Origin of the sequence: Novosphingobium lindaniclasticum LE124 (genome assembly GCF_000445125.1) — a bacterium.
GTDB classification, from domain to species: Bacteria; Pseudomonadota; Alphaproteobacteria; order Sphingomonadales; family Sphingomonadaceae; genus Novosphingobium; species Novosphingobium lindaniclasticum.
In genome coordinates, this window is sequence record NZ_ATHL01000054.1 from 53,985 (window position 1) to 77,082 (window position 23,098).

Annotated in this window: 21 protein-coding genes; 7 read left to right on the forward strand and 14 right to left on the reverse strand. The window is 65.3% G+C overall.

All coding sequences use genetic code 11. From position 1 onward, the window contains the following. Positions 1 to 257: 257 nt before the first annotated feature. From purF to L284_RS32030, 3 genes are all read left to right on the forward strand, one after another. Complete coding sequence (purF, locus tag L284_RS32020) at positions 258 to 1,706, forward strand: amidophosphoribosyltransferase (protein ID WP_021233392.1); 1,449 nt, start codon at positions 258 to 260, stop codon at positions 1,704 to 1,706. Continuing rightward, complete coding sequence (locus L284_RS32025; RefSeq protein ID WP_021233393.1) at positions 1,703 to 2,434, forward strand: SDR family NAD(P)-dependent oxidoreductase; 732 nt, start codon at positions 1,703 to 1,705, stop codon at positions 2,432 to 2,434. The genes purF and L284_RS32025 overlap by 4 nt, the downstream gene beginning before the upstream one ends. A 92-nt stretch (positions 2,435 to 2,526) precedes the next feature. Further along, entirely contained in the window at positions 2,527 to 2,877 is a 351-nt protein-coding gene (locus L284_RS32030; RefSeq protein WP_021233394.1) for a PilZ domain-containing protein, read from the forward strand. 19 nt (positions 2,878 to 2,896) lie between these two features. On the opposite strand, the gene L284_RS32035 is transcribed toward L284_RS32030, so the two are convergent. Beyond that, positions 2,897 to 4,210, reverse strand: coding sequence for a class I SAM-dependent methyltransferase (locus L284_RS32035; RefSeq protein ID WP_021233395.1), 1,314 nt, complete (start codon positions 4,208 to 4,210; stop codon positions 2,897 to 2,899). Between the two features lie 52 nt (positions 4,211 to 4,262). Further along, positions 4,263 to 5,639: a cryptochrome/photolyase family protein gene (locus L284_RS32040; protein ID WP_040712870.1), complete on the reverse strand. Its 1,377-nt coding sequence runs from the start codon at positions 5,637 to 5,639 to the stop codon at positions 4,263 to 4,265. Between the two features lie 41 nt (positions 5,640 to 5,680). Here L284_RS32040 and L284_RS32045 point away from each other — a divergent pair, with 41 nt between their 5' ends. Beyond that, positions 5,681 to 6,409 carry a phosphatase PAP2 family protein gene (locus L284_RS32045; RefSeq protein ID WP_021233397.1) on the forward strand — a complete coding sequence of 243 codons (729 nt, stop codon included), beginning with the start codon at positions 5,681 to 5,683 and terminating at the stop codon, positions 6,407 to 6,409. Here the strand turns inward: L284_RS32045 and L284_RS32050 are convergent. Genes L284_RS32050 through L284_RS32060 form a run of 3 tightly spaced genes read right to left on the reverse strand, consistent with a single transcriptional unit; the run spans position 6,378 to position 10,391 of the window. Beyond that, positions 6,378 to 7,439: a metal-dependent hydrolase gene (locus L284_RS32050; protein ID WP_235054328.1), complete on the reverse strand. Its 1,062-nt coding sequence runs from the start codon at positions 7,437 to 7,439 to the stop codon at positions 6,378 to 6,380. The two genes, L284_RS32045 and L284_RS32050, sit on opposite strands and share 32 nt — an antisense overlap. Further along, positions 7,396 to 8,409 carry a 2-oxoacid:ferredoxin oxidoreductase subunit beta gene (locus L284_RS32055; RefSeq protein WP_021233399.1) on the reverse strand — a complete coding sequence of 338 codons (1,014 nt, stop codon included), beginning with the start codon at positions 8,407 to 8,409 and terminating at the stop codon, positions 7,396 to 7,398. The genes L284_RS32050 and L284_RS32055 overlap by 44 nt, the downstream gene beginning before the upstream one ends. A gap of 23 nt (positions 8,410 to 8,432) precedes the next feature. Further along, a complete protein-coding gene (locus L284_RS32060) occupies positions 8,433 to 10,391 on the reverse strand; it encodes a 2-oxoacid:acceptor oxidoreductase subunit alpha (protein WP_031341779.1) in 1,959 nt (652 codons plus the stop codon). Between the two features lie 277 nt (positions 10,392 to 10,668). Between L284_RS32060 and L284_RS32065 the strand changes: the two genes are divergently transcribed. Further along, positions 10,669 to 11,151, forward strand: coding sequence for an RNA pyrophosphohydrolase (locus L284_RS32065; protein WP_031341781.1), 483 nt, complete (start codon positions 10,669 to 10,671; stop codon positions 11,149 to 11,151). Positions 11,152 to 11,295: 144 nt separating this feature from the next. On the opposite strand, the gene L284_RS32070 is transcribed toward L284_RS32065, so the two are convergent. The 4 genes from L284_RS32070 to L284_RS32085 all read right to left on the reverse strand — a co-directional run bounded on the left by L284_RS32070 (position 11,296) and on the right by L284_RS32085 (position 16,152). Beyond that, positions 11,296 to 11,802, reverse strand: a complete 507-nt coding sequence (locus L284_RS32070) for a tetratricopeptide repeat protein (RefSeq protein ID WP_235054329.1) — start codon at positions 11,800 to 11,802, stop codon at positions 11,296 to 11,298. 49 nt (positions 11,803 to 11,851) lie between these two features. After that, entirely contained in the window at positions 11,852 to 13,024 is a 1,173-nt protein-coding gene (locus L284_RS32075; RefSeq protein WP_021233403.1) for an RsmB/NOP family class I SAM-dependent RNA methyltransferase, read from the reverse strand. Positions 13,025 to 13,049: 25 nt separating this feature from the next. Next, positions 13,050 to 14,507, reverse strand: a complete 1,458-nt coding sequence (guaB, locus tag L284_RS32080; RefSeq protein WP_031341782.1) for an IMP dehydrogenase — start codon at positions 14,505 to 14,507, stop codon at positions 13,050 to 13,052. A gap of 100 nt (positions 14,508 to 14,607) precedes the next feature. Continuing rightward, positions 14,608 to 16,152 (reverse strand): M28 family peptidase, encoded by a 1,545-nt coding sequence (locus tag L284_RS32085; RefSeq protein WP_021233405.1) that lies wholly within the window; start codon positions 16,150 to 16,152, stop codon positions 14,608 to 14,610. Between the two features lie 210 nt (positions 16,153 to 16,362). On the opposite strand from L284_RS32085, the gene ypfJ reads away from it, so the two are divergent. Together ypfJ and L284_RS32095 are read left to right on the forward strand one after the other, a co-directional pair. Then, a complete protein-coding gene (ypfJ, locus tag L284_RS32090; RefSeq protein ID WP_021233406.1) occupies positions 16,363 to 17,226 on the forward strand; it encodes a KPN_02809 family neutral zinc metallopeptidase in 864 nt (287 codons plus the stop codon). 116 nt (positions 17,227 to 17,342) lie between these two features. Then, a complete protein-coding gene (locus L284_RS32095) occupies positions 17,343 to 18,002 on the forward strand; it encodes a hypothetical protein (protein ID WP_021233407.1) in 660 nt (219 codons plus the stop codon). A 47-nt stretch (positions 18,003 to 18,049) separates the two neighbouring features. On the opposite strand, the gene L284_RS32100 is transcribed toward L284_RS32095, so the two are convergent. The 5 genes from L284_RS32100 to sdhD form a co-directional block, all read right to left on the reverse strand. Next, complete coding sequence (locus tag L284_RS32100; protein ID WP_021233408.1) at positions 18,050 to 19,708, reverse strand: M56 family metallopeptidase; 1,659 nt, start codon at positions 19,706 to 19,708, stop codon at positions 18,050 to 18,052. Beyond that, positions 19,705 to 20,103 (reverse strand): BlaI/MecI/CopY family transcriptional regulator, encoded by a 399-nt coding sequence (locus L284_RS32105; protein WP_021233409.1) that lies wholly within the window; start codon positions 20,101 to 20,103, stop codon positions 19,705 to 19,707. The genes L284_RS32100 and L284_RS32105 overlap by 4 nt, the downstream gene beginning before the upstream one ends. Positions 20,104 to 20,156: 53 nt before the next feature. After that, a complete protein-coding gene (locus tag L284_RS32110) occupies positions 20,157 to 20,750 on the reverse strand; it encodes an HdeD family acid-resistance protein (RefSeq protein WP_021233410.1) in 594 nt (197 codons plus the stop codon). 147 nt (positions 20,751 to 20,897) lie between these two features. Continuing rightward, on the reverse strand, positions 20,898 to 22,706 hold the full coding sequence (gene sdhA, locus L284_RS32115; protein WP_021233411.1) for a succinate dehydrogenase flavoprotein subunit: 1,809 nt from the start codon (positions 22,704 to 22,706) through the stop codon (positions 20,898 to 20,900). Then, positions 22,706 to 23,092 carry a succinate dehydrogenase, hydrophobic membrane anchor protein gene (gene sdhD, locus L284_RS32120; RefSeq protein ID WP_021233412.1) on the reverse strand — a complete coding sequence of 129 codons (387 nt, stop codon included), beginning with the start codon at positions 23,090 to 23,092 and terminating at the stop codon, positions 22,706 to 22,708. The genes sdhA and sdhD overlap by 1 nt, the downstream gene beginning before the upstream one ends. Positions 23,093 to 23,098: the final 6 nt, after the last annotated feature.

Sequence of the window (23,098 nt, forward strand, 5' to 3'; positions counted from 1 at the left end):
GAGAGCCCGGCATTAAGCACATGTCGGAAAGCTGGCAAGCTGATCGGGGACCACGCGTGACGCCAGGATGAACGGAAGTCGGAAACGCCTCCGGCGCGATTCGGCTCCCATCCCATCGTCATCACGCCGTCATCGAAGGCGCGCAAGGCCGCCGCCCGCTTGGAGTCTCAGGCTCTTTCGCGCTGGGCCTTGCATTTGGAGCCAACACGCTCCAAATGCGCGGGCGATTTGGCGCGACGGCAGCCCGGACGACATCCATGAACATGACACATCCCTTTCGAGACGCCGACGGGGACAAGCTGCGCGAAGAGTGCGGCGTTTTCGGCGTAATCGGCTCCAAGGACGCGGCGAACATCGCTGCGGCCGGGCTTCATTCCCTTCAGCATCGCGGCCAGGAAGCCGTGGGCATCACCAGCTTCAGCGGCGAGGAGTTCCACTCCCATCGCGGCCTCGGCCATGTGGCGCAAGTGTTCTCCCAGCGCGAACTGGACACCCTGCCGGGCACCATGGCCTCGGGCCACGTCCGCTACGCGACCACCGGTGGATCGGGCCTGCGCAACGTGCAGCCGCTGTTCGCCGACCTGGCCGCCGGCGGGTTCTCGATCGCTCATAACGGCAACATCTCCAACGCGATGACGCTGAAGCGCGATCTCGTGTCGAAGGGCTCGATCTTCCAGTCGACCTCCGACACCGAGGTGATCATCCACCTCGTCGCGACGAGCCGCTACCCCACGCTGCTCGACCGTTTCGTCGATGCCTTGCGCATGGTGGAAGGCGCCTATTCGCTGATCTGCATGACGGCAGAGGGCATGATCGCCTGCCGCGATCCGCTGGGCATCCGCCCGCTGGTCATGGGCCGCATCGGCGATGCCACCGTCTTCGCTTCGGAAACCGTGGCGTTCGACGTGATCGGCGCCGAGTTCATACGTTCGATCGAGCCGGGCGAACTCGTCCAGGTCGACCACAAGGGCACGATCTCCAGCCACCGCCCCTTCGGCAATCCGGCCCCGCGCCCCTGCATCTTCGAGCACGTCTACTTCAGCCGACCCGATTCGGTGATGGACGGCCGCTCGGTCTACGGCGTACGCAAGCAGATCGGCATGGAACTGGCCAAGGAAGCGCCGGCCCCGGCCGACGTCGTGATCCCGGTGCCGGACAGCGGCGTTCCCGCCGCGATCGGCTATGCCCAGCAATCGGGCATTCCCTTCGAACTCGGCATCATCCGCTCGCACTATGTCGGCCGCACGTTCATCCAGCCGGGTGACGCCGCCCGCCACGCGGACGTGAAGCGCAAGCACAATGCCAACCGCGCCATCGTCGAAGGCAAGCGCATCATCCTGATCGACGATTCGATCGTGCGCGGCACCACCTCGCTCAAGATCGTCGAGATGATGCGCGATGCGGGCGCTGCCGAAGTGCACATGCGCATCGCCAGCCCGCCGACCGAGCACTCGTGCTTCTACGGCGTCGATACGCCTGAGCGCTCGAAGCTGCTGGCCGCCAACATGGACATCCAGGCCATGGCGGACTTCATCAAGGCAGACAGCCTCGCCTTCGTCTCCATCGACGGTCTCTACCGCGCGGTAGGCGAGGACAAGCGCAACAAGAAGCGCCCGCAGTTCTGCGACGCCTGCTTCTCGGGCGAGTATCCCACGAAGCTGACGGACTTCGCCGAACGCTTCTCCGGGGAGCGCAACGCAGCGTGAGCGAAAATGCAGGCGGTAAGCCGTTCGAAGGTCAGGTCGCGCTCGTAACCGGTTCCAGCCGGGGCATCGGCGCGGCCACGGCGCTCGCCCTAGCGGCTGCCGGGGCGCATGTCCTGCTGACGGGGCGCGACACCAAGGCGCTGGAAGCCATCGAGGACCGGATCTTCGAGTCCGGCGGCTCGGCCACGATCGCGCCGGTCGACCTGGTCGAATCGGACGGAATCGCCCGCCTCGCCACGGCCGTTTCGCAGCGCTGGGGCAAGCTCGACATCCTAGTAGTGAACGCCGCGATCCTCCCGGAATTGACGAGCGTGGCCGATATCGACCAGCGCGCGTTCAACAAGGCCCTGACGACCAACGTGCTCGCCACTCAGGCCCTGATCGCCAACTTCGATTCCCTGCTGCGCAAGAGCGCGGATGCCCGCGTGATCGGCATGACCAGCACGGTCGCGGAAAAGCCGCGCGCGTTCTGGGGCGCCTATGCCGCCACCAAGGCCGCCAGCGACACCCTTCTCGAATGCTATGCCGAGGAAACGCGCAACACGTCGAAAGTTCGGGTCGCCGTGGTCAATCCCGGCGCCACGCGTACGGCGATGCGCGCCCGCGCCTATCCCGGCGAAGCGCCCGCATCGGTCAAACCGCCCGAAACGGTGGCGCGGCGCCTTGTCGCGCTGCTCGGCGAGCCTTTCGAAAGCGGCCACCGCGAGACTGTCCCTGCGGATTTTTAACCCAGTGGTAACTCTTTACTGATTTCATCCTCCTGATTTCTTCCCATTGACGGTGTATTCGCTGCATCGCTCCAATCTACGGGTCTCGGGAAATGACGACGAAATCGCCGCAGGACATCTACGAACTCGCCGCTCAGGAAGACCGCAGCGCGATACGCCAGCGTATATCGATACCCGCAGGGTTTCGAGCGTCGGGCACCAAGGGCTTCCAGACGGCGGTGCGCGACTTGTCGCTGTCGGGGTTTTCGGCCACGGCGATCAGCCGCATCCCGCCGCGCACGATGTGCTGGTTGACGCTGCCGGAGATGGAGGCCCTGCCGGCGCGAGTCATCTGGTGGGAAGACGGGCTGGTAGGTTGCGCTTTCGAGCAGTTGCTGAACCCCACCGTCCTGGAGACCGTTCTTGCCCGCTGGCGCAGTCAGGGAAGCGCGCCCGGTAACTGAAGGGACTCAGCCCCGCGCGTTACCTCGGCTTTACGAGGGTCACTTGCGCAACGTCGATGCCGCCTCCTAGGAAGCCACCTTCGCAATACATCAGATAAAAGCGCCAGAGTTGCATGAAGCGCTGGTCGAACCCCGCGGGCAGGCGTCCCGCTGCCGCAGCCTGATCGAAATTGCGCCGCCATTCGCGCAGCGTTCGGGCATAGTCGAGCCCAAATCCCTGCCGATCCTGCCACAGAAGACCGCGCTCTTCCGCAAGTCGGCGAAACTCCGGCTCGTGGATCAGCATGCCGCCCGGAAAAATGAAGGTCTGGATGAAATCCGCGCTGCGGGCATAGGACTCGAAGATATCATCGCGCATGGCGATGTACTGGATCGCCGCCCGGCCACCCGGCTTCAGGTTTCGCGCCACGCAGTCGAGGAAGTCCGGCCAGAACTGCCGCCCCACCGCTTCCACCATCTCCACCGAGGCGATACCGTCGTAGGCGCCTGAGACGTCGCGGTAATCCTGCTTCAGGAAGTTTACGGAGCCTCGCCCGTCCGCGCGTGCTTGCCCGCGTCCTCCCCAGCGGTCCCGTGCATAGGCAAGCTGTTCGTCGGAAAGGCTGATGGCATCGACACGCGCACCTCCGGTTTCGGCCAAGAAAGCCGACAGCGTGCCCCAGCCGCACCCGATTTCGAGCACGCGCGCCCCTTCGTCCAACCCCAGCCTGTGCGCGATCGCGCCGATCTTGTTGGACTGCGCGACGTCGAGTTCGGTGACGAACTGGCTCAAGGCGTTGGGCGCGCCCCCCGGCGAGGGGAAGATGCCGCTCGAATAGAGCATCGTCTCGCCGAGCCACTGTTCGTAGAAGTCGTTGCCGAGATCGTAGTGCGCGTGGATGTTGCGCAGAGCGCCCGTGCGCGTGTTGCGGTGAAGCCAGTGCAGGAACTTCGCCGCGATCCGCCATGGACCCTGCGCGCGGCCGACATCGCCAAGCCCGGAGGCATTGTCCATGAACAGCGCGAAGATCGGCACCGGATCCGGGCTCTGCCACTCGCCCTCCTCCCACGCCTGGTACCAGCCCACCGATCCCGATGTGGCCAGCCTCAGCAGCGCGCGCCAGCTGTGAATATGAACGACGGCCTCGAAGCCCGGCGAGCGCCCGCCCAGAAGGCGCGTCTCGCCTCCCGGCAAGGTCGCTTCGATAGAGCCCCGTTGCAGCCCCAGATCGATCCGGTCGAGAACCCTGGACACGCCGCCGGACCAGACCCTGGCCAGCCACTGCGGACCTATGCCGATGGAGCGGCCACCATCGACCAGTTCCTCTCCCCTGCCTGGCGCGCTTACGTTCATGAGGGTGATAGTATCCGTAAATCCTCGGTGAGCAATGTCTTAGAATACAGGACTAATGCCCTTTCGAGTGCGCCCAGGCAGCGAGCGCGCGTTCGCGCGCCGCCCGGTGTTCGACCAATTTTGCAGGGTAACCGCGCAGGCGCGAGGCGCTTCCGGGATCGTGGATCTCGGCATCGCTAAAGTCGGCGAGTTCGGGCACCCAGTCCCTGATGTAGCCCGCCGCGTCGAACTTTTCCGATTGGGTGAGCGGCGCCATGATTCGCACGAACATCTGCGCATCGACGCCGGAGCCGGCGCTCCATTGCCAGTTTACCGCATTCGAGCCGTAGTCGGCATCGACCAGGGTGTCCCAGAACCACTGCTCGCCGGCGCGCCAGTCGATCAGCAGGTGCTTGATAAGGAAACTGGCGACGATCATCCGCACGCGGTTGTGTATCCATCCGGTGTGCCAGAGCTGGCGCATGCCGGCATCGACGATGGGATAGCCGGTCCTGCCCTGCTGCCACGCCGCCAGATCCGAATCGGCCCCCTTGCCGGAGCGCCAGGGAAGGTGCCCGAAGTCCTCCTTGGCCGAGCGATTTCCGTATTCGGGAAATTGCAGGATCACGTTTTGCGCATAGTCCCGCCAGCCCAACTCGCCAAGGAAGGTCTCCACCGAGCCGCCGGCATCGGCCACGGCATGCCACGCCTGCGAGGGCGAGATTTCCCCGAAATGCAGGTGCGGTGAGAGCATCGAGGTTCCCTCCACGCTCGGCAGATTGCGCTGGGATTCATAGGCCGAGGCCTCCTCCACGAAGGCCTGAAGCCGCGCCTGGGCTCCGGCCTCTCCCGGCTCCCATGTGTCGCGCATGCCGCCTGCCCAATCGGGCGCGGAGGGGAGCAATCGCCATTCCTTCAGGCTGTCCGATCCGGGCCAATTGCCTGGCGCGTCGAGCTTGCGAGGTGCCGGCAGAGGCTCGATCGGGGGCAACCGTTCGTGAAGCGCCCGCCAGAACGGCGTATAGATCTTGTAGGGCCGTCCCGAGCCGTTGAGCACCGATCCCGGGGGAGCGAGATAGTTGCCGTGATGAAGGTGGAGGTCGAGCACCTGAGCCACGGCCTTCTCGGCATTGCGCCACCAGGGCTCGTAATGATGAAGGGCATGAACCGAGCTGGCGCCGACCTCTTCCGCGACCGCTTTCAGCACCTCCTCGCTGCGCCCTTTTCGCAGGATCAGCCGAGAGCCCTTGGCCCGCAGCGCGGCGTCCAGCTTCTCCAGCGAGTTGTGCAGCCACCAGCGAGACGCCGCCCCCATGCGGCGGTGCTTCGGGGTCTCGTCGTCCAGCACATAGACGGGCACGACGGGGCCTTGGCTCGCGGCTTCGACGATGGCAGGCTGATCGGACAGGCGCAGGTCGCGCCGAAGCCAGACGATGACGGGGGGATTCATGTTGCCGGAACGCTTGTCGGTCATGGGCGTTCCCTAGGCCAATGCCCACTTCTTCCGAAAGCCCCATCGTGCTGCGGCATCGCATGGATCCCCGCAAGGCGTCCCTCACGGCCGCTGCGTGCTGGACAGCGTTCGCCTTCTTTGCCTGGGCGGTGCCCGCCGGGCGCACCACGCAGTTCGACCGGCTCGGCCTGCTGTTCTGGCGCACGCACGACTTGCGCCCCATCGGGCCGACCTGGCTACTGGAATGGGTGCGCGACCTAACCGCGATGGGCGGGTTCCTGCAACTGAAGCTCTACACGATCTTCGCGGTCGTTGCGCTGTTCTGGCTGCGGTGCCGCCGCGAAGGCGTGCTCCTTGCCCTGACGGTGCTGAGCGCAAGTCTGGTCAATGTCGGCTTCAAGGCCGTGTTCGGCCGCCCCCGCCCCGAGATCGTCCCGCACCTCACCGAAGCCGGCGGCGCCAGTTTCCCCAGCGGGCACAGCTTCAATGCCGCCTCCAGCTACATCGCTTTCGCGCTGGCCTTTGCGGCGCTGAGCCCCCGCGCCTCGGTGCGCCACACGCTGGTCGCGGGCGCAATGCTCCTCAGCCTGGCCGTGGCCTGGAGCCGCGTCTGGCTGGGTGTCCACTGGCTCAGCGACGTCATGGCCGGCTGGCTCGGCGGCGCCGGCTGGGCCTTCCTGGCCAGCGCCCTGCTCTACCGCCCCGCCGAAAGCGTAGTCCATGCCGCCGACGAGCTTACCGAGGCGGGCAGCCGGGGCGGCCGCTAGGCAGATCGGCCGAGGCGGAAAAGCTGTCCTCGAAGCGCGGTCCCTGGAAACGCGCGTCTCGGAACGTCACCCGGGCGGTGCAGCCGCTCGGCGTGATCTGCGCAATCGGCATGATCGACCAGTCGAGGAACCGCTCGACCTGGCGATCGGCATGCAGTGCCCGGCGCGTCAACGGATCTTCCATGTGATCGGGCGCGGGCGGGCCATAGGCGACAAGGTCGAAGGGGCGCTGCAGCAGGTCGTACTCGCCGCGCGCGATTCGGCCCGACTGGCGCCAGATCACTTCGCGCCGCCAGAACGCCAGCGGCTTTGGTCCGGCGAAAATCCTGTCCGGCGCGGCGTAGGGCACTTCGTTGCGCACGGCATAATAGGCAAGGCGGGCTATGCCGATGTTCGCGCCGATGTAGACGATGGCAGCAAGGAGCGCTGCGATCACGGGGCCTCCGCTTCGCCTGCGGCGGCTGCGCCAGATGCCCAGCCCGAGCATGATCCAGATCCAGGGATCGACGATGAACAGGCCGTCCGTATGATACCAATACCCGCTCAGCGGCGACAGAAGCTGGACGGCGTAGACGTTCTGAAGATCGAGCAGCGGATGCGTCAGTGCACCGAGATAACATAGCGCCGTGAGCCAGCCGAAATGCATCGGCAAGGCATTCTGTCTTATGGCGCCTTGCCGCAGCAGCTGCCAGCGATCGAGCAGCCAGAGCAGCCCCGCCAGGATCGGCGGCATGAGCAGCACGCCGCCGACCAGACCGTGCGTGAAGCCCCGGTGCATGGCGAGCGGCTCCCACGGTGCCCAGCCGAAGAACACGTCGATATCCGGCATGTTGGCGGCGAGCACGCAGGCCGCCAGTCCTTTGCGGGTGCGCCGCTTGAGGCCGGTTTCGGCCAGCGCCCAGCCCGCGAGGCTGTGAGTGATATTGTCCAGGAGCCAGGCCTTTGAGCTTAGGGCGTAATCCCTTGCGGCAGGAACGCCGGTCGAGTCAGGGAACCGTCCAAGTCTGGCCCTGGGCGAGCAATTTGCCAAGGTCCGCCGTCTTGCCGGCGATCAGGCTTTGCCGCTCCGCGATCACCGCGCTCTCGAACGTCGTCGCCGGATCGTCGTAGATCACGCCGAGCGCCATGGGGAACGGGCGGAAAGGCATCTCCACCAGCATGTGAGCCAGTCCGCGATTTCGCACATTGTGGACCAGCACGCCCGCGCCTTGCCAATCCCCGTCCGTAACCTCGACGACCTTGAGCGAAAGCGTCTCCAAATCCAGCGCTAGTCCTTTGGTTCCCTTGGCGAAAAGCAGCGGTTCTCCGTCACGGCACTGAACCTGGCTCTCCGCCGCCACCGACTTTTCGATGAAGTCGTCGAAGCGGTCCTTGTTGTAGACGATGCAGTTCTGGAAGATCTCCACAAAGGCGGCTCCCTTGTGGCGATAGGCAGCCTTCAGAACCTCCGGCAGATCCTTCGAGACGTCGTAGCTGCGCGCCACGAAGCGCGCGCCCGAGCCCAGCGCGAAAGCGCAAGGGCTGGCCGGACGATCGACAGACCCGGCGGGCGATGTCGGCGACGGTGTGCCGGTGCGGCTGGTCGGCGAATATTGCCCTTTGGTCAGGCCGTAGATCTCGTTGTTGAACAGCATGATCTGGCAGTCGAGATTGCGCCTGAGCACATGCATCGTGTGATTGCCGCCGATCGACATGCCGTCGCCGTCGCCCGTTATCAGCCAGACGTCCAACTGCGGATTGGCCAGCTTGATCCCGGTAGCCACGGCAGGCGCCCGGCCGTGGATCGAATGGAAGCCATAGCTCTGGACATAGTAGGGAAACCGGCTCGAACAGCCGATCCCGGATACGAAGACGGTGTTCTTCGGATCCGCCCCCAGCATCGGCAAGGTTCGCTGCACCGCCTTGAGGATCGCGTAGTCGCCGCAGCCAGGGCACCAGCGCACTTCCTGATCGGTCTCCCAGTCCTTGAGCGTGGTTTCGATAGGGGTCATGTCGTTCAAGGTGCGTCTCCCTCGCCCATATCTCAGGGGCGTTCGATCCCCGGAGCCGGAAGCTGGTTCTCGTTGACCTCGACTTCCCCACCTTCGTTTCCGGCAACACCGTCGAAGAAGCGGGCGATGGCATCTTCCAGTTCGGCGATCGCGAAAGGCTGGCCGCTCGTCTTGTTCAGCGATACCGCATCGACGAGATAGCGATCCCGCAGCAGGGTCTTGAGCTGGCCGGTATTCATCTCCGGCACGAGCACATGCTCGAATTCCGCCAGCAAGGTGCCAAGGTTGGGTGGCAGCGGCCAGACATGCCGGACATGAAGGTGGCTGACGGCCAGACCCTTGGTGCGGGCTCGGCGCACGGCCTGATGGATCGGTCCGAAGGTCGACCCCCAGCCGACCACCAGCAGTGATCCGCTGTCCTCTCCCAGGCAGATGTCCTGCGGCGGAATGGCGCTTGCAATACCGTCTATCCTGGCCTTGCGAGCGTCGGTCTGGGCCTGGTGCACGTCCGGAGCATAGTCGATGTTGCCCGTGTCGAGGGCCTTCTCGATCCCGCCGATGCGGTGCATGAGCCCGGGCGTGCCGGGCCGGATCCACGGCCTAACCCCGCGTTCGTCGCGCTTGTAGGGCAGTACCCTGTCCACGCCGTTCCGCTCTTCCAGAAAACGGACGGGAAACGCCTCGAACGTCTCGGGATCCGGCACTTGCCACGGCTCGGAAGCATTGGCGGTGTAGCCATCCGTCAGCAGGATGACGGGCGTCATGAACGCCGTCGCGATCCGGCAGGCCTCGATCGCGCAACGGAAAGCGTCGGCGGGGGACCGCGCAGCGATCACCGGCAAAGGCGCGTCGCCATTACGGCCATAGACGGCCTGATAAAGGTCCGACTGCTCGGTCTTGGTGGGCAGACCGGTGGACGGGCCGCCGCGCTGGGAATTGACGATGACGAGCGGCAATTCCGTCATAACCGCCAGACCCATAGCCTCGCCCTTGAGGGCGATCCCCGGCCCCGACGAAGAGGTCACGCCGAGCTGCCCCGCGTAGCTTGCGCCGATCGCCGAGCAGATCGCGGCGATCTCGTCCTCGGCCTGGAACGTCGTGACGCCGAATTCCTTCATCTTCACCAGGTGATGCAGGATCGCGGAGGCCGGGGTGATGGGATAGCCGCCGAAGAACATCGGCAGTCCCGCCAGTCGGCACCCGGCGACGAGGCCCAGCGAAATCGCCTCCGCTCCCGTCACCGTGCGATAGAGCCCAGGGGCGCTCGGCACCGGATCGACATGCAATCGCTGCATCGGTCCGGCCAGTTCAGCCGTCTCACCATAGGCATGTCCGGCATTGAGCGCGGCGATGTTGGCTGCAGCAAGGACGGGATTCTTCGCGAACTTGGCGTTCAGCCAGTCTACCAGGGGTCCACGATCGCGATCGAACATCCAGAGCGCCAATCCCAGCGTCCACATGTTCTTGCAGCGCAGCGCCTCCTTGTTGCCGAGGCCGAACGGCTTGACCGCCTCCAAGGTCAGGGCGGAGATGTCGAAGGCCAGCACATCCCACCGGGCAAGGCTGCCGTCCTCCAACGGACTCTCGGCATATTTCGCTTTCTCCAGGTTGCGCCTGCCGAATTCGCCGGTGTCGACGATGACCATGCCGCCGGGCTTCAGCGCGTGGATATTGGTCTTGAGCGCGGCAGGGTTCATCGCCACCAGCACATCCGGCGCATCGCCTGCCGTAGTGATCTCGCTCGAGCCGAAATTGATCTGGAACGCCGATACACCGAACAGGGTGCCCTGCGGAGCCCGGATCTCTGCCGGAAAGTCGGGGAAGGTCGCCAAGTCGTTGCCAGCCAGTGCCGTAGAGAGCGTGAACTGCCCGCCGGTCAGTTGCATGCCGTCTCCCGAGTCGCCGGCAAAGCGCACGACCACGGCTTCCACTGCTGCGCCCTCCGGCGCGGCAGGCCCTGCGCCGCGATCATCCGATGAGATTGTCGCCATCATCGCTCTCTCCGGGGAAGGCCGGTCTGACGCCGGCAAATTGCTTCCCGCGTTCCAGACTATGCCCGTTGGGTGTCCGTGCAAGACAGAAAAACGCCTGTCGCCACAAACCTCTGTGTGCGAACCCCACTTCCGCCGCTGGGTTACCGGGCAGGCAAGCTTAAATCGCGCTGGCATTGCACGGAGGCTTGGGCCATTCTAGGGCCATGCACTCCGTCAATCCGCCGCCGGTTTTCGGATATTGCCATTCCCAACGCACATGGAATCGCTTCCAACGATGAAAGACTTCGCGTCCCTGCCCTATCGCCCCTGCGTCGGCGTCATGCTCGTCAACTCCGACGGCAAGGTCTTCGTCGGCAAGCGGATCGACACCAAGGAAGGCGATTGGTGGCAGATGCCCCAAGGCGGCGTCGATGACGGCGAAGACCTGCGAGCCGCAGCCCTGCGTGAACTCTGGGAGGAGACCGGCGCCACCGAAACGCACGTCACCATCCTCTCCCAGACCAAGGAGGAGCTTCTCTACGATCTGCCGGAAGAACTCATCGGCAAGCTGTGGAAGGGCAAGTATCGCGGCCAACGCCAGACCTGGTTCCTTGCCCGATTCGACGGCAAGGACGGCGATATCGACCTTGAGGCCCATACCCCGCCGGAATTCGCCGACTGGAAGTGGATCGAACCCGAACTGCTTCCGGAACTGATCGTGCCGTTCAAGAAGCGCGTCTACCGCGCGGTGCTGGAAGAATTTCGCGCGCTGATCTGATCCGTCTGGGCGCTGGCGAGGATTCATGCCCTCGCTTCGCCCACGGTGCTCTTGTACTGTTTCTTCCCGTCAGCACATTCTGGTGCCGCTAGGCAGCGGAAGTCCTATCAGTCAGGCCGAACTGTCGAGGCCCGGCGGCCCGATTCAGTTTTCGGAAACGATCGGCTTCGGCGCCGTGGCTTCGGCGGTCATCACGCGAGCCGCGGGGCCCTTGGCAATGGCTGCGGCCAGTTCCTCGGTTTCCGCGCAATCTTTGCCGCAAAGGCTTTGGAGGCGCGCGAGATTGCGGCCCGCCTTGTCCTTCGCGCCCTTCTCCGCCAGCGCCATGCCTTCCCCGGCCAGCGCCGCCACGTTGCGCGGATCGCTGGTCAGCGCCACGCGGTAGTAATGCAGCGCCTTGCCTTGGAGCCCCTGCTGGCGAGTGGCGTCGGCCAACGCGAGAAGGACGGTGACATTGCCCGGCTCGACCGTCAGCGCAGCTTCGAACGCATCGATCGCGCCGTTCACGTTCCCTGCGCCGAACGCCGCATGTCCTTCGGTCATCAGCGCGGCCGCGCGCGAATCGAGCGTGGCGGTCGGCGCGGAAAGGATAGCGCTGGAGGAGACGGCGACCACAAGGGAAAGAGCAATCGCGACAGGCGTGTAACGCATCAAAATGTCCTTGGCCGAGGGCTTCGTCCTCATCATGCGGCGGACGCTATCACAGCCGCGCGAAGCGCGCGACGAAAAAGCCATCGGTGCCGTCCTGCCAGGGCGAGAGCCTGAGGCCTAAGCCGCGCCGGGTTCCCGCAGGCAGTTCCAGAGCCACAGCCCGCCATCCGGCATTCCTCTTGAGAAAGCTCTCTGCCTGGCTTGCGCCTTCTTCGTCGAGCAGCGAACAGGTCACGAAAACGAGGCGGCCGCCCGGCTTCACGAGACCCGCAGCGACATCGAGCAGGCGAGCCTGTACCGCGACATAGCGGGCGAGCTGCGCTTCGGTGAACCGCCACCGCGCCTCCGGATTGCGGCGCCAGGTACCGGTCCCCGAACACGGAGCATCGACCAGAACGGCATCGGCGGCATCCACAAAGCGCTGGAGCGCCTGCGCTTCCTTGTTCGGGTCGAGCAGGGCGGTGTCGATCCCCGTCGCTCCGGCCCGCTCGGCACGAGGCGCCAGGCGGGAAAGGCGCGCGCGGTCGGTATCGCAGGCGACCAGCGTCCCGATGTTCTCCATGGCGGCGGCGAGCGCGAGCGTCTTGCCCCCCGCCCCTGCGCAGAGATCGATCACCATCTCGCCCGGCTGCGCGGCCACTGCTTCGCAGGTCAGCTGCGAGCCGGTATCCTGTACCTCGATGGCGCCGTGCACGTAGGCGTCGGACTGCTCGATGCTGGTTTCAGGCGGATAGCGCCAGCCGTGCGCAGCCACCGAACGCTCTCCGCCCTCGGGCAGATCGATCCGCCCGGGACGCAACGTGTTGACGCGAACGTCGAGCGGCGCACGGTCGAGCAGCGCCAGGGCATCGGCTTCGGCCACTCCGCTGGCGGCGAAGCGTTCGACCAGCCAGCGCGGCGCGAGACCCGCTTGGGCCACCGGTTCATCCGGATCGATGGTAGCGGGCGCATGACCGACGCCGTCGAACAGCGCCGCAAGGTCCGGCTCGTCGGCGGCGACGCGCAGCATCGCCGCACGGCCCGTCTCCGGCACTTCGCCACAGGCCCGGATCGCGCGATAGGTCAGTTCCCGGATAGCGCGGCGATCCTTGCTGCCGGCGAAGCGGCGGGCACGGAACCAGTCGGCGATCAGCCGGTCGGCAGGCGCCCCGTTGGCGCGCGCGGCGTCGATCACGAGATCGAGTATCTCGATCGCCGCCTGAACGCGCGCACCCGGTGTCATCGCCCTGCCCGTACCTTCGCCGGAATCAGCGGGTCGGGTAGTTCGGCGCCTCGCGGGTGATGGTCACGTCGTGGACGTGGCTCTCGCGCAGGCCGGCATTGGTGATGCGCACGAACTGCGCATTCTGCCGCAAGTCGTCGATGGTAGCCGAACCGGTATACCCCATGGCCGCCTTCACGCCGCCGACGAGCTGGTGGATCACGTCCCTGGCCGGGCCCTTGTAGGCGACCTGGCCTTCGATGCCTTCGGGAACCAGCTTCATCTGGTCCTTGATGTCGCCCTGGAAGTAGCGGTCCGCCGAACCGCGGCCCATCGCGCCCACCGAACCCATGCCACGATACGACTTGTAGGCGCGGCCCTGATAGAGGAACGTTTCGCCCGGCGCTTCCTCGGTGCCCGCGAGCATCGAGCCGACCATGATGGTCGAAGCACCGGCGGCCAGCGCCTTGGCAGCATCGCCCGACGTGCGCAGACCGCCGTCGGCGATCACCGGAACGCCCGCCTTGTCGGCTTCCTCGGCGGCATCCATGATCGCGGTGAGCTGCGGTACGCCGACACCGGCGACGATGCGCGTGGTGCAGATCGAGCCGGGCCCGATGCCCACCTTCACGCAGTCCGCACCGGCGTCGATCAGCGCGCGCGCCGCTTCGGCGGTGGCGATGTTGCCGGCGATGACCTGTGCCGAGTTCGACAGCTTCTTGACGCGCTCCACCGCGAGCGCCACGTCCTTGTTATGGCCGTGCGCGGTGTCGATCACGACGACGTCGCATTCGGCGGCCAGCAACGCCTCGGTGCGCGCGAAGCCCTTGTCGCCTACCGTGGTGGCGGCCGCGACGCGCAGGCGGCCGGCGGCATCCTTGGTGGCATCGGGATAGGTGACGGCCTTCTCGATGTCCTTGACGGTGATGAGGCCGACGCAGCGGAAGTCGTTGTCGACCACCAGCAGCTTCTCGATCCGGCGGGCGTGCAACAAGCGGCGCGCCTCGTCCTGATCGACGCCGACTTTCACGGTGGCGAGGTTCTCATGCGTCATCAGCTCGCGCACCGGCTGCGCCGGATTGGCCGCGAAGCGCACGTCGCGGTTGGTGAGGATGCCTACGAGAATGCCCGAGTTCTCGACCACCGGGATACCGCTGATCTTGTTGGCCTGCATGATCGCCTGCGCTTCCCCAAGCGTGGCGTCCGGCGAAATCGTGATCGGATTGACGACCATGCCGCTCTCGAAGCGCTTCACGGCGCGGACGGCGGCGCACTGTTCCTCGATCGTGAGGTTGCGATGCAGCACGCCGATGCCGCCGAGCTGGGCCATGACGATGGCCATGTCGGCTTCGGTCACGGTGTCCATCGCCGAGGAAATCACGGGAATGTTGAGCGAGATGCCGCGGGTGAGGCGCGTGCGGGTATCGGCCTGGGTGGGGACGATGTCGGACTTCGCGGGACGAAGCAGTACGTCGTCGAAAGTAAGTCCGAGCTGGATATCCATGAGCGCCACCATAACCTTTACCGGGGAGATTCGTGGCGGCCCATGTAATCAAACGGGGGCGTCAGGGCTAGAGCCTTTTCGAGCGCCGCCGAACCGCCCTTCAGCGCTTCTTGTCGGCCGCAGGAGCCTGCTGCCCGGCAGGCTCGGGAGGTACGCGGCGCACGTCTCCGAACCACCGGGCCAGAGCGCCGAGCATCTTTACGTCCTCCACGGCACCGCCGAGTTCGAGGGCATGGTCCATATTCGCGAGATCGTCGCTGGGCCGGTGGTAATCGCCGTCGAAGAATTTCCGCATGCGCGCAATGTCGCCGTAGGCTGTCGTCACCATCACCGCCGGGATGTCGTGCTGGATCAGCGCCCAGCCGTCCTGCCGCCGCAGATATTCGTTGGCCTCGTCGCTAGGACGCAGCTTGAAGCGCTCGGCCTTGGCGACTTTGGCGATCTCCCTGTCGAGCCCGGTCATGCCGCGCCCGACGATGGCGAAGGGCGTACCGCGCGGAGCGATCGCGATCGAGTCTATGTTGAAGGCCGCCACGATCCTTTCCGGCGGCAGGGGCGGGTTTTCCGCAAAGGCATGAGCCCCCAGGAGCCCCAGTTCCTCGGCCGTGGTCGCCAGGAAATAGATGTCGCGATCGAGCTGCGGGCCTCGGGCCAGACGGCGGGCCACTTCGGTCAGCGCCGCCAGGCCGCTCGCATTGTCGATCGCGCCGTTGCAGATCACATCCTCGGCAGGCGGCTCGCCGCACTCTCCGAAGTGATCCCAATGCGCAAGAAACAGTACGGCACCGGACTCCGGACGCTTTCCGGGAAGCTTGCCGATGAGGTTGTGGGTGCGGATCGTCGTCTCTCGCGTAGTCGCTTCGAGCGATGCCGTAAGATCCAGCGTCAGCGGCACGAAATCGGGCTTCGCCGCAGCCGCTTCGAGACTGCCGAGCGAACGGGAGGTGCCTTTGAGCAGCGCCGCCATGGCTTCACGCGTGATGAAGGCTTCCAGGTCCCCGCCCAGCGAATCTTGGGACAGGGCATAACCGGTCCGCTTGCGCCGCGCCGCCACCTGATCGAGGCTGCGCTCTCCGTCGAGCACCGTGAGCACGGCCGACGCACCGAGTGCCAACAGGTCGTTCTGACGTTCACCGTCGGGCGTATCACCGTCGAGGACGACGGCAACGCGGCCCGCCAGTTCGTTACGGGTATAATCACGTCCACGCCCGCTGCCGAGAAACAGCATCGGCACGTTGCGGACGAGGCTGCGCTGCCCCGAAGTCAGCACGAGCACGCCCGCGGGAGAGACCGTGGCCCGCGCGCCCTTGCGCAGGAACCGGGCGGCCGAGGAGGCAGGTTCGCGCGCAACCAGAGTGACCGGCGCGAACCACTCGTGACCCGGATCGTTGGTGCCGGACACCAGCCCGATGTCGAACCACTGCTTGCCCAGGTAGCGCAGCGTCTTCGCTTCGCCATCGGTGCCCGGCTCACGGCCGTCGAAGTCGTCGCTGGCCAGAACCTCGATGTGGGCGCGCAGTCGTGCCGCCAGATCCTGATCCGCGCGGGAGATCGCAGAAAGCACAGGGTTGGCGCTCAGCAGAAGAGCGCCGAGCGCCACCGCGCCGGCTGCACGAGCCAGTCCTGCCTTGTATCCCCTGTTCATCGCATCGCTGCCTATACGATGGAATTCGCTGGGCTGTTACAATTTCTCGCAAGCCCTCGAAGAGGATGACAGCTTGTGGCCGCAGGGCAACGCCGGAACCTCTGCTCGTGAATTCCATTGAACAGATCTCGCCGCTGTAGCTAGTCTCGCCTGCAACGACCGAGAATGTCCCGCCGGACCGACCGGCTCTGTCGAAGAGGATCAGATACGATGCGGCTCGACGATTTCGACCCCAGCAATATTCGTGTCAGCCAGGGGGGACGCGGATTTCCAGGAGGCGGCGGCGGCAAGCTCGGCTGCGGATCCTTGGTGATCGTGCTGATCGGCGCTCTGGTATTCGGCGTCGACCCGGCCCAGATGCTGGGCACGCTGGACAGCGTCCAGCAGCAGCAGGCGCCCACCCAGACCGAACAGGGTCGGTCTTCCGACACGTCCACGATCTGCCGGGAAAACGCCTATTCGCTTGAATCGTGCAATGCCCTCTCTTCGCTCAACAAGACTTGGCGGCCGCTGTTCCAGAAGGCGAACATCTCCTTCGAACAGCCCAACCTGCATTTCTACAACGGCTCCGACCAGTCCGGGTGCGGCGCTGCACAAAGCGCCATGGGACCGTTCTACTGCCCTGCGGACCAAGGCATCTACATCGACACCAGCTTCTACGACGAGCTTGACCGCAAGATGGGGGCGAAGGGAGACTTTGCGCGCTACTATGTAGTCGCCCACGAATATGGCCATCATATTCAGCACCTGCTCGGACTCGATACCCAGGTCCGCCGCGCCCAACGCCAGAATCCGCAGCAGGCCAATGCCCTGCAGATCGGGATGGAACTCCAGGCAGACTGCTATGCGGGAGTCTGGGCGGGCCGGAACAAAGACCGGATCGAGCCGGGCGACATGGAGGAGGGGCTCACTGCTGCCAGCGCCATCGGTGACGATACCCTGATGAAGAATGCCGGCCAGCGCGTCAGCCCGGAAAGCTTCACCCACGGCTCCAGCGCCCAGCGAATGGAATGGCTGCGACGGGGACTGGAGACAGGGAACGAGGACGCCTGCAACACGTTCACCCAGCAGTAGAGCGTGTTGCGATCGGCGGATCACCCGACGGCTAAAAACTGCTCTGATCGACCAGAGGCCGGCGCTTTCCTCCATCTGCGTGGATGCGACCGCCCCCGGGGGTACAGGAGGACACTATGCGCAATTTCCTGATCATGGCCGCTTTGGCCGGAACGCTGACGGCGACCACCGCCGAGGCCCGTCAGGACAGGCCGATCACCGACAACGATCCGAACGCGATCGACGTGGCGAAAACGCCGGTCACCGACCTCAATCTGGACAAGACCGAGATCCCGCCGGTGCTCATCGCCGCCACCAAGAAGCCATACGACCTGGCTTCGCTGCGGTCTTGCAGTCAGATCGGCAAGGCGGTCGAGGAACTGGACGGCATTCTCGGCGACGACATCGACCTACCGCAGGAAGCGCGGGACCGCGTGAGCACGGGCAAAGTCGCGAAATGGGTGGTGAGTTCCTTCATTCCCTTCCGCGGTCTGATCCGCGAGATCTCCGGCGCAAATGCGCAGGAACGCGCGGTGCTCGCGGCCGTTCAAGCCGGCGTGGCGCGTCGCGGCTTTCTGAAGGGCGTGGGTGCGCAGCGTGGCTGCAAGTACCCGGCTTCTCCCGCCACCGCTTCGATCATTCAGGCCAAGGCGCTGCAGCAGCATCAGGAAGATGCGCGCATCGAAGCGGCCAAGGGAACCAAGGCCGACGACAAGTCTGCCGCGCAGAACCGCAAGAACGAAACGAAGGACGGCGTTGCCTATACCTCGGACGCAGTGGTCCAGAAGGTGCCCTGACCGCGTGACGGTGAGGCCGCCTGGCCTCGCCGGCCGCCACATTGCGGTCAGTCGGCCTCGCCGATCATCTCCGCCCTGGTTTCCGCCATCTCGCGATCCAGTTCCGCGATGATCTCGGCGCGAACTTCAGCGGCCAGCATGCGGTTCGAGGCTACGGACGCGCGTGCCGAGGAGATCGACCGCATAGCCGCATTCATCGCCTGACGCGGAACGCCGGTGCAGACATAGGTACTGGAACCGTGACGGCCGGCGCTGGGACTGCGCTGCTTGTCGGCGGGGCATGTACCATCGATCGTAATGGTCTGCTGGATCTGGCGACGACCATTCTCGTCCCGGTGCACGACGCGGATAGTCTGCACTTTCCCCTCGGCCGTCACGGACTGCTCGACCTGCGGAATGTTGCGCATGACTTGTGCCGCTTTCTCCTGCGCACGAGCAGCCGCCCGTTGGATCGATTCCATCCGTTCGTAAGACGAAGGCGCAGGAGGAGCCGGCGGCGCGGGGGGCGGCGGTGGAACGTCCAGGCCGCCGATCAGACGCGGCGCTGCAGGAGTGGGCCAGTTGTCGAAACGAGTGTCCGGCTCGGCTACCGCTTCGGGAGGCTGGGGCGGCTCCGGTGCGGCCGGTGCATCGGCCGCTTCAGGGACGGAGGGTACGGCAGGAGCCGCAGGCGTTATCGACGCCGAAAGCGCATCCGGCACCTGCGGCACTTCGGGCATGCCCTGCTCTTCCATGGCCGCGTAAGTGACCGTTGCCGTGCAGGGCACCGCCACTACCGCGAAGGCGAAGAGGCTGCGCGCCATCACTCTGCGAGCGGGCGAGACCTCAACGGTGGCAAGTGCCTTCAGGCGCTGGATGATCGGCTTTTCGCCTGCTAGCGCCCCCGCGATCGGCGCGGCCAATGTCAGGCGCGTTCCTGCGGCGAAGGAGGCGATCACCCGGCCATACCGGGTCCGCACGTCACGATTGCAGCCCGCCATCACGCGCGCATCGCATGCCGCTTCCTGATCCGCCCGCAACGCCCGCCATGCCGCCCACCCGATCGGGTTGAACCAGTGGAGCGCGAACAGGGGCTGCAGGACCATGAGCGCGAGGAGATCGTTGCCGGCGTGGTGTTCGAGTTCATGGGCGATCGCGAAGTCGGAGCTTTCCGAGTCGACGGTCGCGAGGAAGTTTTCAGGCAGCGCCACGATCCGCTCACGCACTCCGAAAGCGAGAGGCGCGGCGGCAGCCGGGCTCTCGACGATGCGAATGTCTCCGGCGTGGGCCACCTGCCGTGCGCCTGCCAGCAGTTCGGCGCGCATCAGCCGGTAATTGCGGAAACGCTGCACGAGGAACACCGCCGCACCGATCAGCCAGACGGCCACAAGAACCTGCAACCAGGGCACTTGCATCAAGACGTCGGGCTCGACCGAGGCGTGGTCGATCCCATTATCCATGATCGGGGACACGCCATCCCCGGCCTCGACTGCAACCGGCGGCGCCGGGTGCGCTACTGCCGTGACCGTTTCTACCGAAATCTCGGGTCTGCCGAAAATCCCGATCGGTAGCGCCAGCGGCGGCAGGATCAGGCGCAGCATGGGCAGCGCCCACAAGGCGTAGGCGGCAGCCGGTCCGAACCAGCGTGAGACCGGGCGTCGAACGAGCAGCACCAGCGCCATCAGCGCGCCAGTCATGACGAGCGTATCGGTAAGCCATTCGATCATGACTTCAGCTCCTTCAACAGGGCTTCGATCTCGGCGATGTCATCTTCGGTGAGTGCGTCCGATTCGGCAAGATGCGCGAACAGCGGCGCGGCGCGGCCGCCGAAGAGACGATCCACGAGGCGGCGGCTTTCGCTGCCAACGTAAGAGTCGCGCGCAACGCGCGGAGAATAGAGAAAGCGCTTGCCGTCGGGCTCGGTGGCGAGCGCCTGCTTCGCCACCAGACGCGAAAGCAGGGTTTTCACCGTAGCCAGGCTCCAGCCACGCGGCTCGCAAACCTGCTCGCAGACTTCAGCGGCGGTCAGCGGGCTGCGTTCCCACAGCACTTCCATCACGGCATGTTCAGCGTCCGATATGCGTTCGGGCTGTTCGTGAGACTGCGACACGCCTGGCTCCATCGTTTACATACGTAATCGACTACGTGTGTAAACATGAACGCCAGATGAACGGGTCAGACCCCCAGCTTGCGAAGCGATAGAGCCAGGAGGATCAGAAAGATGCCGCGAACGACGAGGCTTATCATGATGATTACCGCCAGGAACGCCAGGCCCGTCGCAGGATTTGCAAAGAGCAGGACCAGCCCCAGCACTACATCGAGCGCGCCAAGAAAGAGTCGCCATCCCCGGTCGTGCTGGGCCTTCAGCGCAAAAGCGATTTGGAAAACTCCCGATGCGACGAGCCAGGCCCCGATCGCCCAGACCAGCGAAAGAGCGCCTGCCACGGGGTTGAAAATCGCGAATACCCCTGCCGCCAAAGCGAGCAGACCGAGCAGGACTTCCACCCAGCGCGCCCGGCGCGAAAGCGAGGTCCAGCCGGAGGCTACGGCGGCGATGCCGTAGATCACGAGAACGACGCCGATGAGCAGCCCCGTCGCCATGCCCGCCACCAGAGGATTGGCAATGACGATCAGCGCGATCAGCAAAAGCAGAACGCCATAAGCCAGCACCCAGCCCCAGGCTTTCCCCGGCGCCTCTGCGAGTGAACCGACCAGGGGATCGTTCTCAACATGCGGTTCGAGTAGCGGATCCATCTGCGTACGAGTCATGCCTCTGCCTCCTGCACTTTGCGGCGCGTCGGGCAGAAAAAGCGTGAAATGCAGATCGGTTGCGGACGAAGGTGCTCTTGTGACCGCAAAAGGGGCGGCGCACCTTCCGGTACGCCGCCCCTTTTTCATCTCTATCCGATTGACGGATCAGTACACGCGCGCCTTCGGCTTGATGTACTGGATGTCTTCGGTCAGCGTATATTCGTGAACCGGACGGTAATCGAGGCGGATTTCGCCGCCCTTGCCGCCCCAGCCATTGAACCAGCCGACGGTGTGCTTCATCCAGTTGGCATCGTCGCGGTTCGGGAAATCCTCGTGCGCGTGGGCACCGCGGCTTTCCTTGCGCGCCTGGGCGCCGTGGAGCGTGACCGAAGCCTGCGAGATCAGGTTGTCCAGTTCCAGCGTTTCCACCAGGTCCGAGTTCCAGATCAGGCCGCGATCGGCGATCTTGATGTCGTTCATGCGCTCGTAGGTCTTGGCGAGCTTTTCCTTGCCTTCGACCATGAGTTCGTCGGTGCGGAACACGGCGGCGTGGCCCGACATCGTGCGCTGCATCTCGGTGCGGACTTCCGCCGTGGACGAGCCGCCGTTGGCATTGCGGAAGTGGTCGAGACGGGTCAGCGCAAGATCGGCCGAATCCTTCGGCAGCTCGGGCTGCGCGGCGCCGGCCTTCACGATTTCCTTAAGGCGGTGACCGGTGGCACGGCCAAAGACCACGAGGTCGATCAGCGAGTTCGAGCCGAGACGGTTGGCGCCATGGACCGAGACGCAGGCAGCTTCGCCGACCGCGAAGAGGCCGGGAACCACGGTGTCCGGGTTGCCGTCCGGGCCGATGGTTACGACTTCGCCGTGATAGTTACAGGGAATGCCGCCCATGTTGTAGTGCACGGTCGGGACGACAGGCAGAGGCTGGCGGGTAAGATCCACGCCCGCGAAGATCTTGCCGCTCTCGGTAATGCCCGGCAGACGCTCGCCCAGCACCTTGGGATCGATGTGATCGAGGTGCAGGTAGATGTGGTCCTTGTGCGGGCCGACGCCGCGTCCTTCGCGGATTTCCATCGCCATCGAACGCGAGACGACGTCGCGCGAGGCGAGATCCTTCGCGGAAGGCGCATAGCGCTCCATGAAGCGCTCGCCCTCGGAGTTGGTGAGGTAGCCGCCCTCGCCGCGCGCGCCTTCGGTGATGAGCACGCCCGCGCCGTAGATGCCGGTCGGGTGGAACTGAACGAATTCCATGTCCTGGAGGGGCAGGCCCGCGCGCAGGACCATGCCGCCGCCGTCGCCGGTGCAGGTATGGGCCGAAGTGGCGGTGAAGTAGCTGCGACCGTAGCCGCCGGTCGCGAGCACGACAGCCTGCGAACGGAAGCGGTGGATCGAGCCGTCATCCATGCAGAGCGCGATCACGCCGACGCACTTGCCTGCGTCCATGATCAGGTCGATCGCGAAATATTCGATGAAGAAGTCCGCGTCGTACTTCAGCGACTGCTGGTAGAGCGCGTGGAGCATGGCGTGGCCGGTACGGTCGGCAGCGGCACAAGTGCGCTGCACCGGCGGGCCTTCGCCCATGTTCTGCATGTGGCCGCCGAACGGGCGCTGGTAGATCGTGCCGTCGGCATTGCGGCTGAAGGGCACGCCAGCGTGCTCCAGTTCGTAAACCGCGGCCGGAGCTTCGCGCACCATGTATTCGATGGCGTCCTGGTCGCCCAGCCAGTCCGACCCCTTGACGGTGTCGTACATGTGCCAGGTCCAGTGGTCCGGCGTGTTGTTCTGGAGCGAGGCGGCGATGCCGCCCTGCGCCGCGACGGTGTGGGAGCGGGTGGGGAAGACCTTGGTGATGCACGCAGTCTTCAGGCCGGCTTCGGCAGAGCCCATAGTGGCGCGCAGACCCGAGCCACCGGCGCCGACGACGACGGTGTCGTAGACGTGGTCGATAATCTTGTAAGCAGGCGCGGACATCAGGCGTGTGCTCCCAGCGCGAGACGGATGATGCAGAAGGCGCCGAAGGCGATACCGCCGACGGCGGCAAGGTTCAGCGCGGCAATGCAGGCGAACTTGTTGGCGTGGTCATGGACATAGTCCTCGACCAGGACCTGGAGCCCCAGGCGCGCATGCCAGAAGGTCGAAAAGACGAGCAGGATCATCACCACGGCCGGAACCGGACGCGAGATCCATTCCACGACGGTGGCGTAGCTCATGTCCGGCAGCAGCAGGATCGAGACGACCAGGAACAGCACCGAAAGAAGGTTGCCGATGGCGGTGAAGCGCTGGAGCAGCCAGTGGTGAACACCGTGCTTCGCAGAGCCGAGGCCGCGAACGCGGCCGATGGAAGTTCCGTTACCCATGATTCC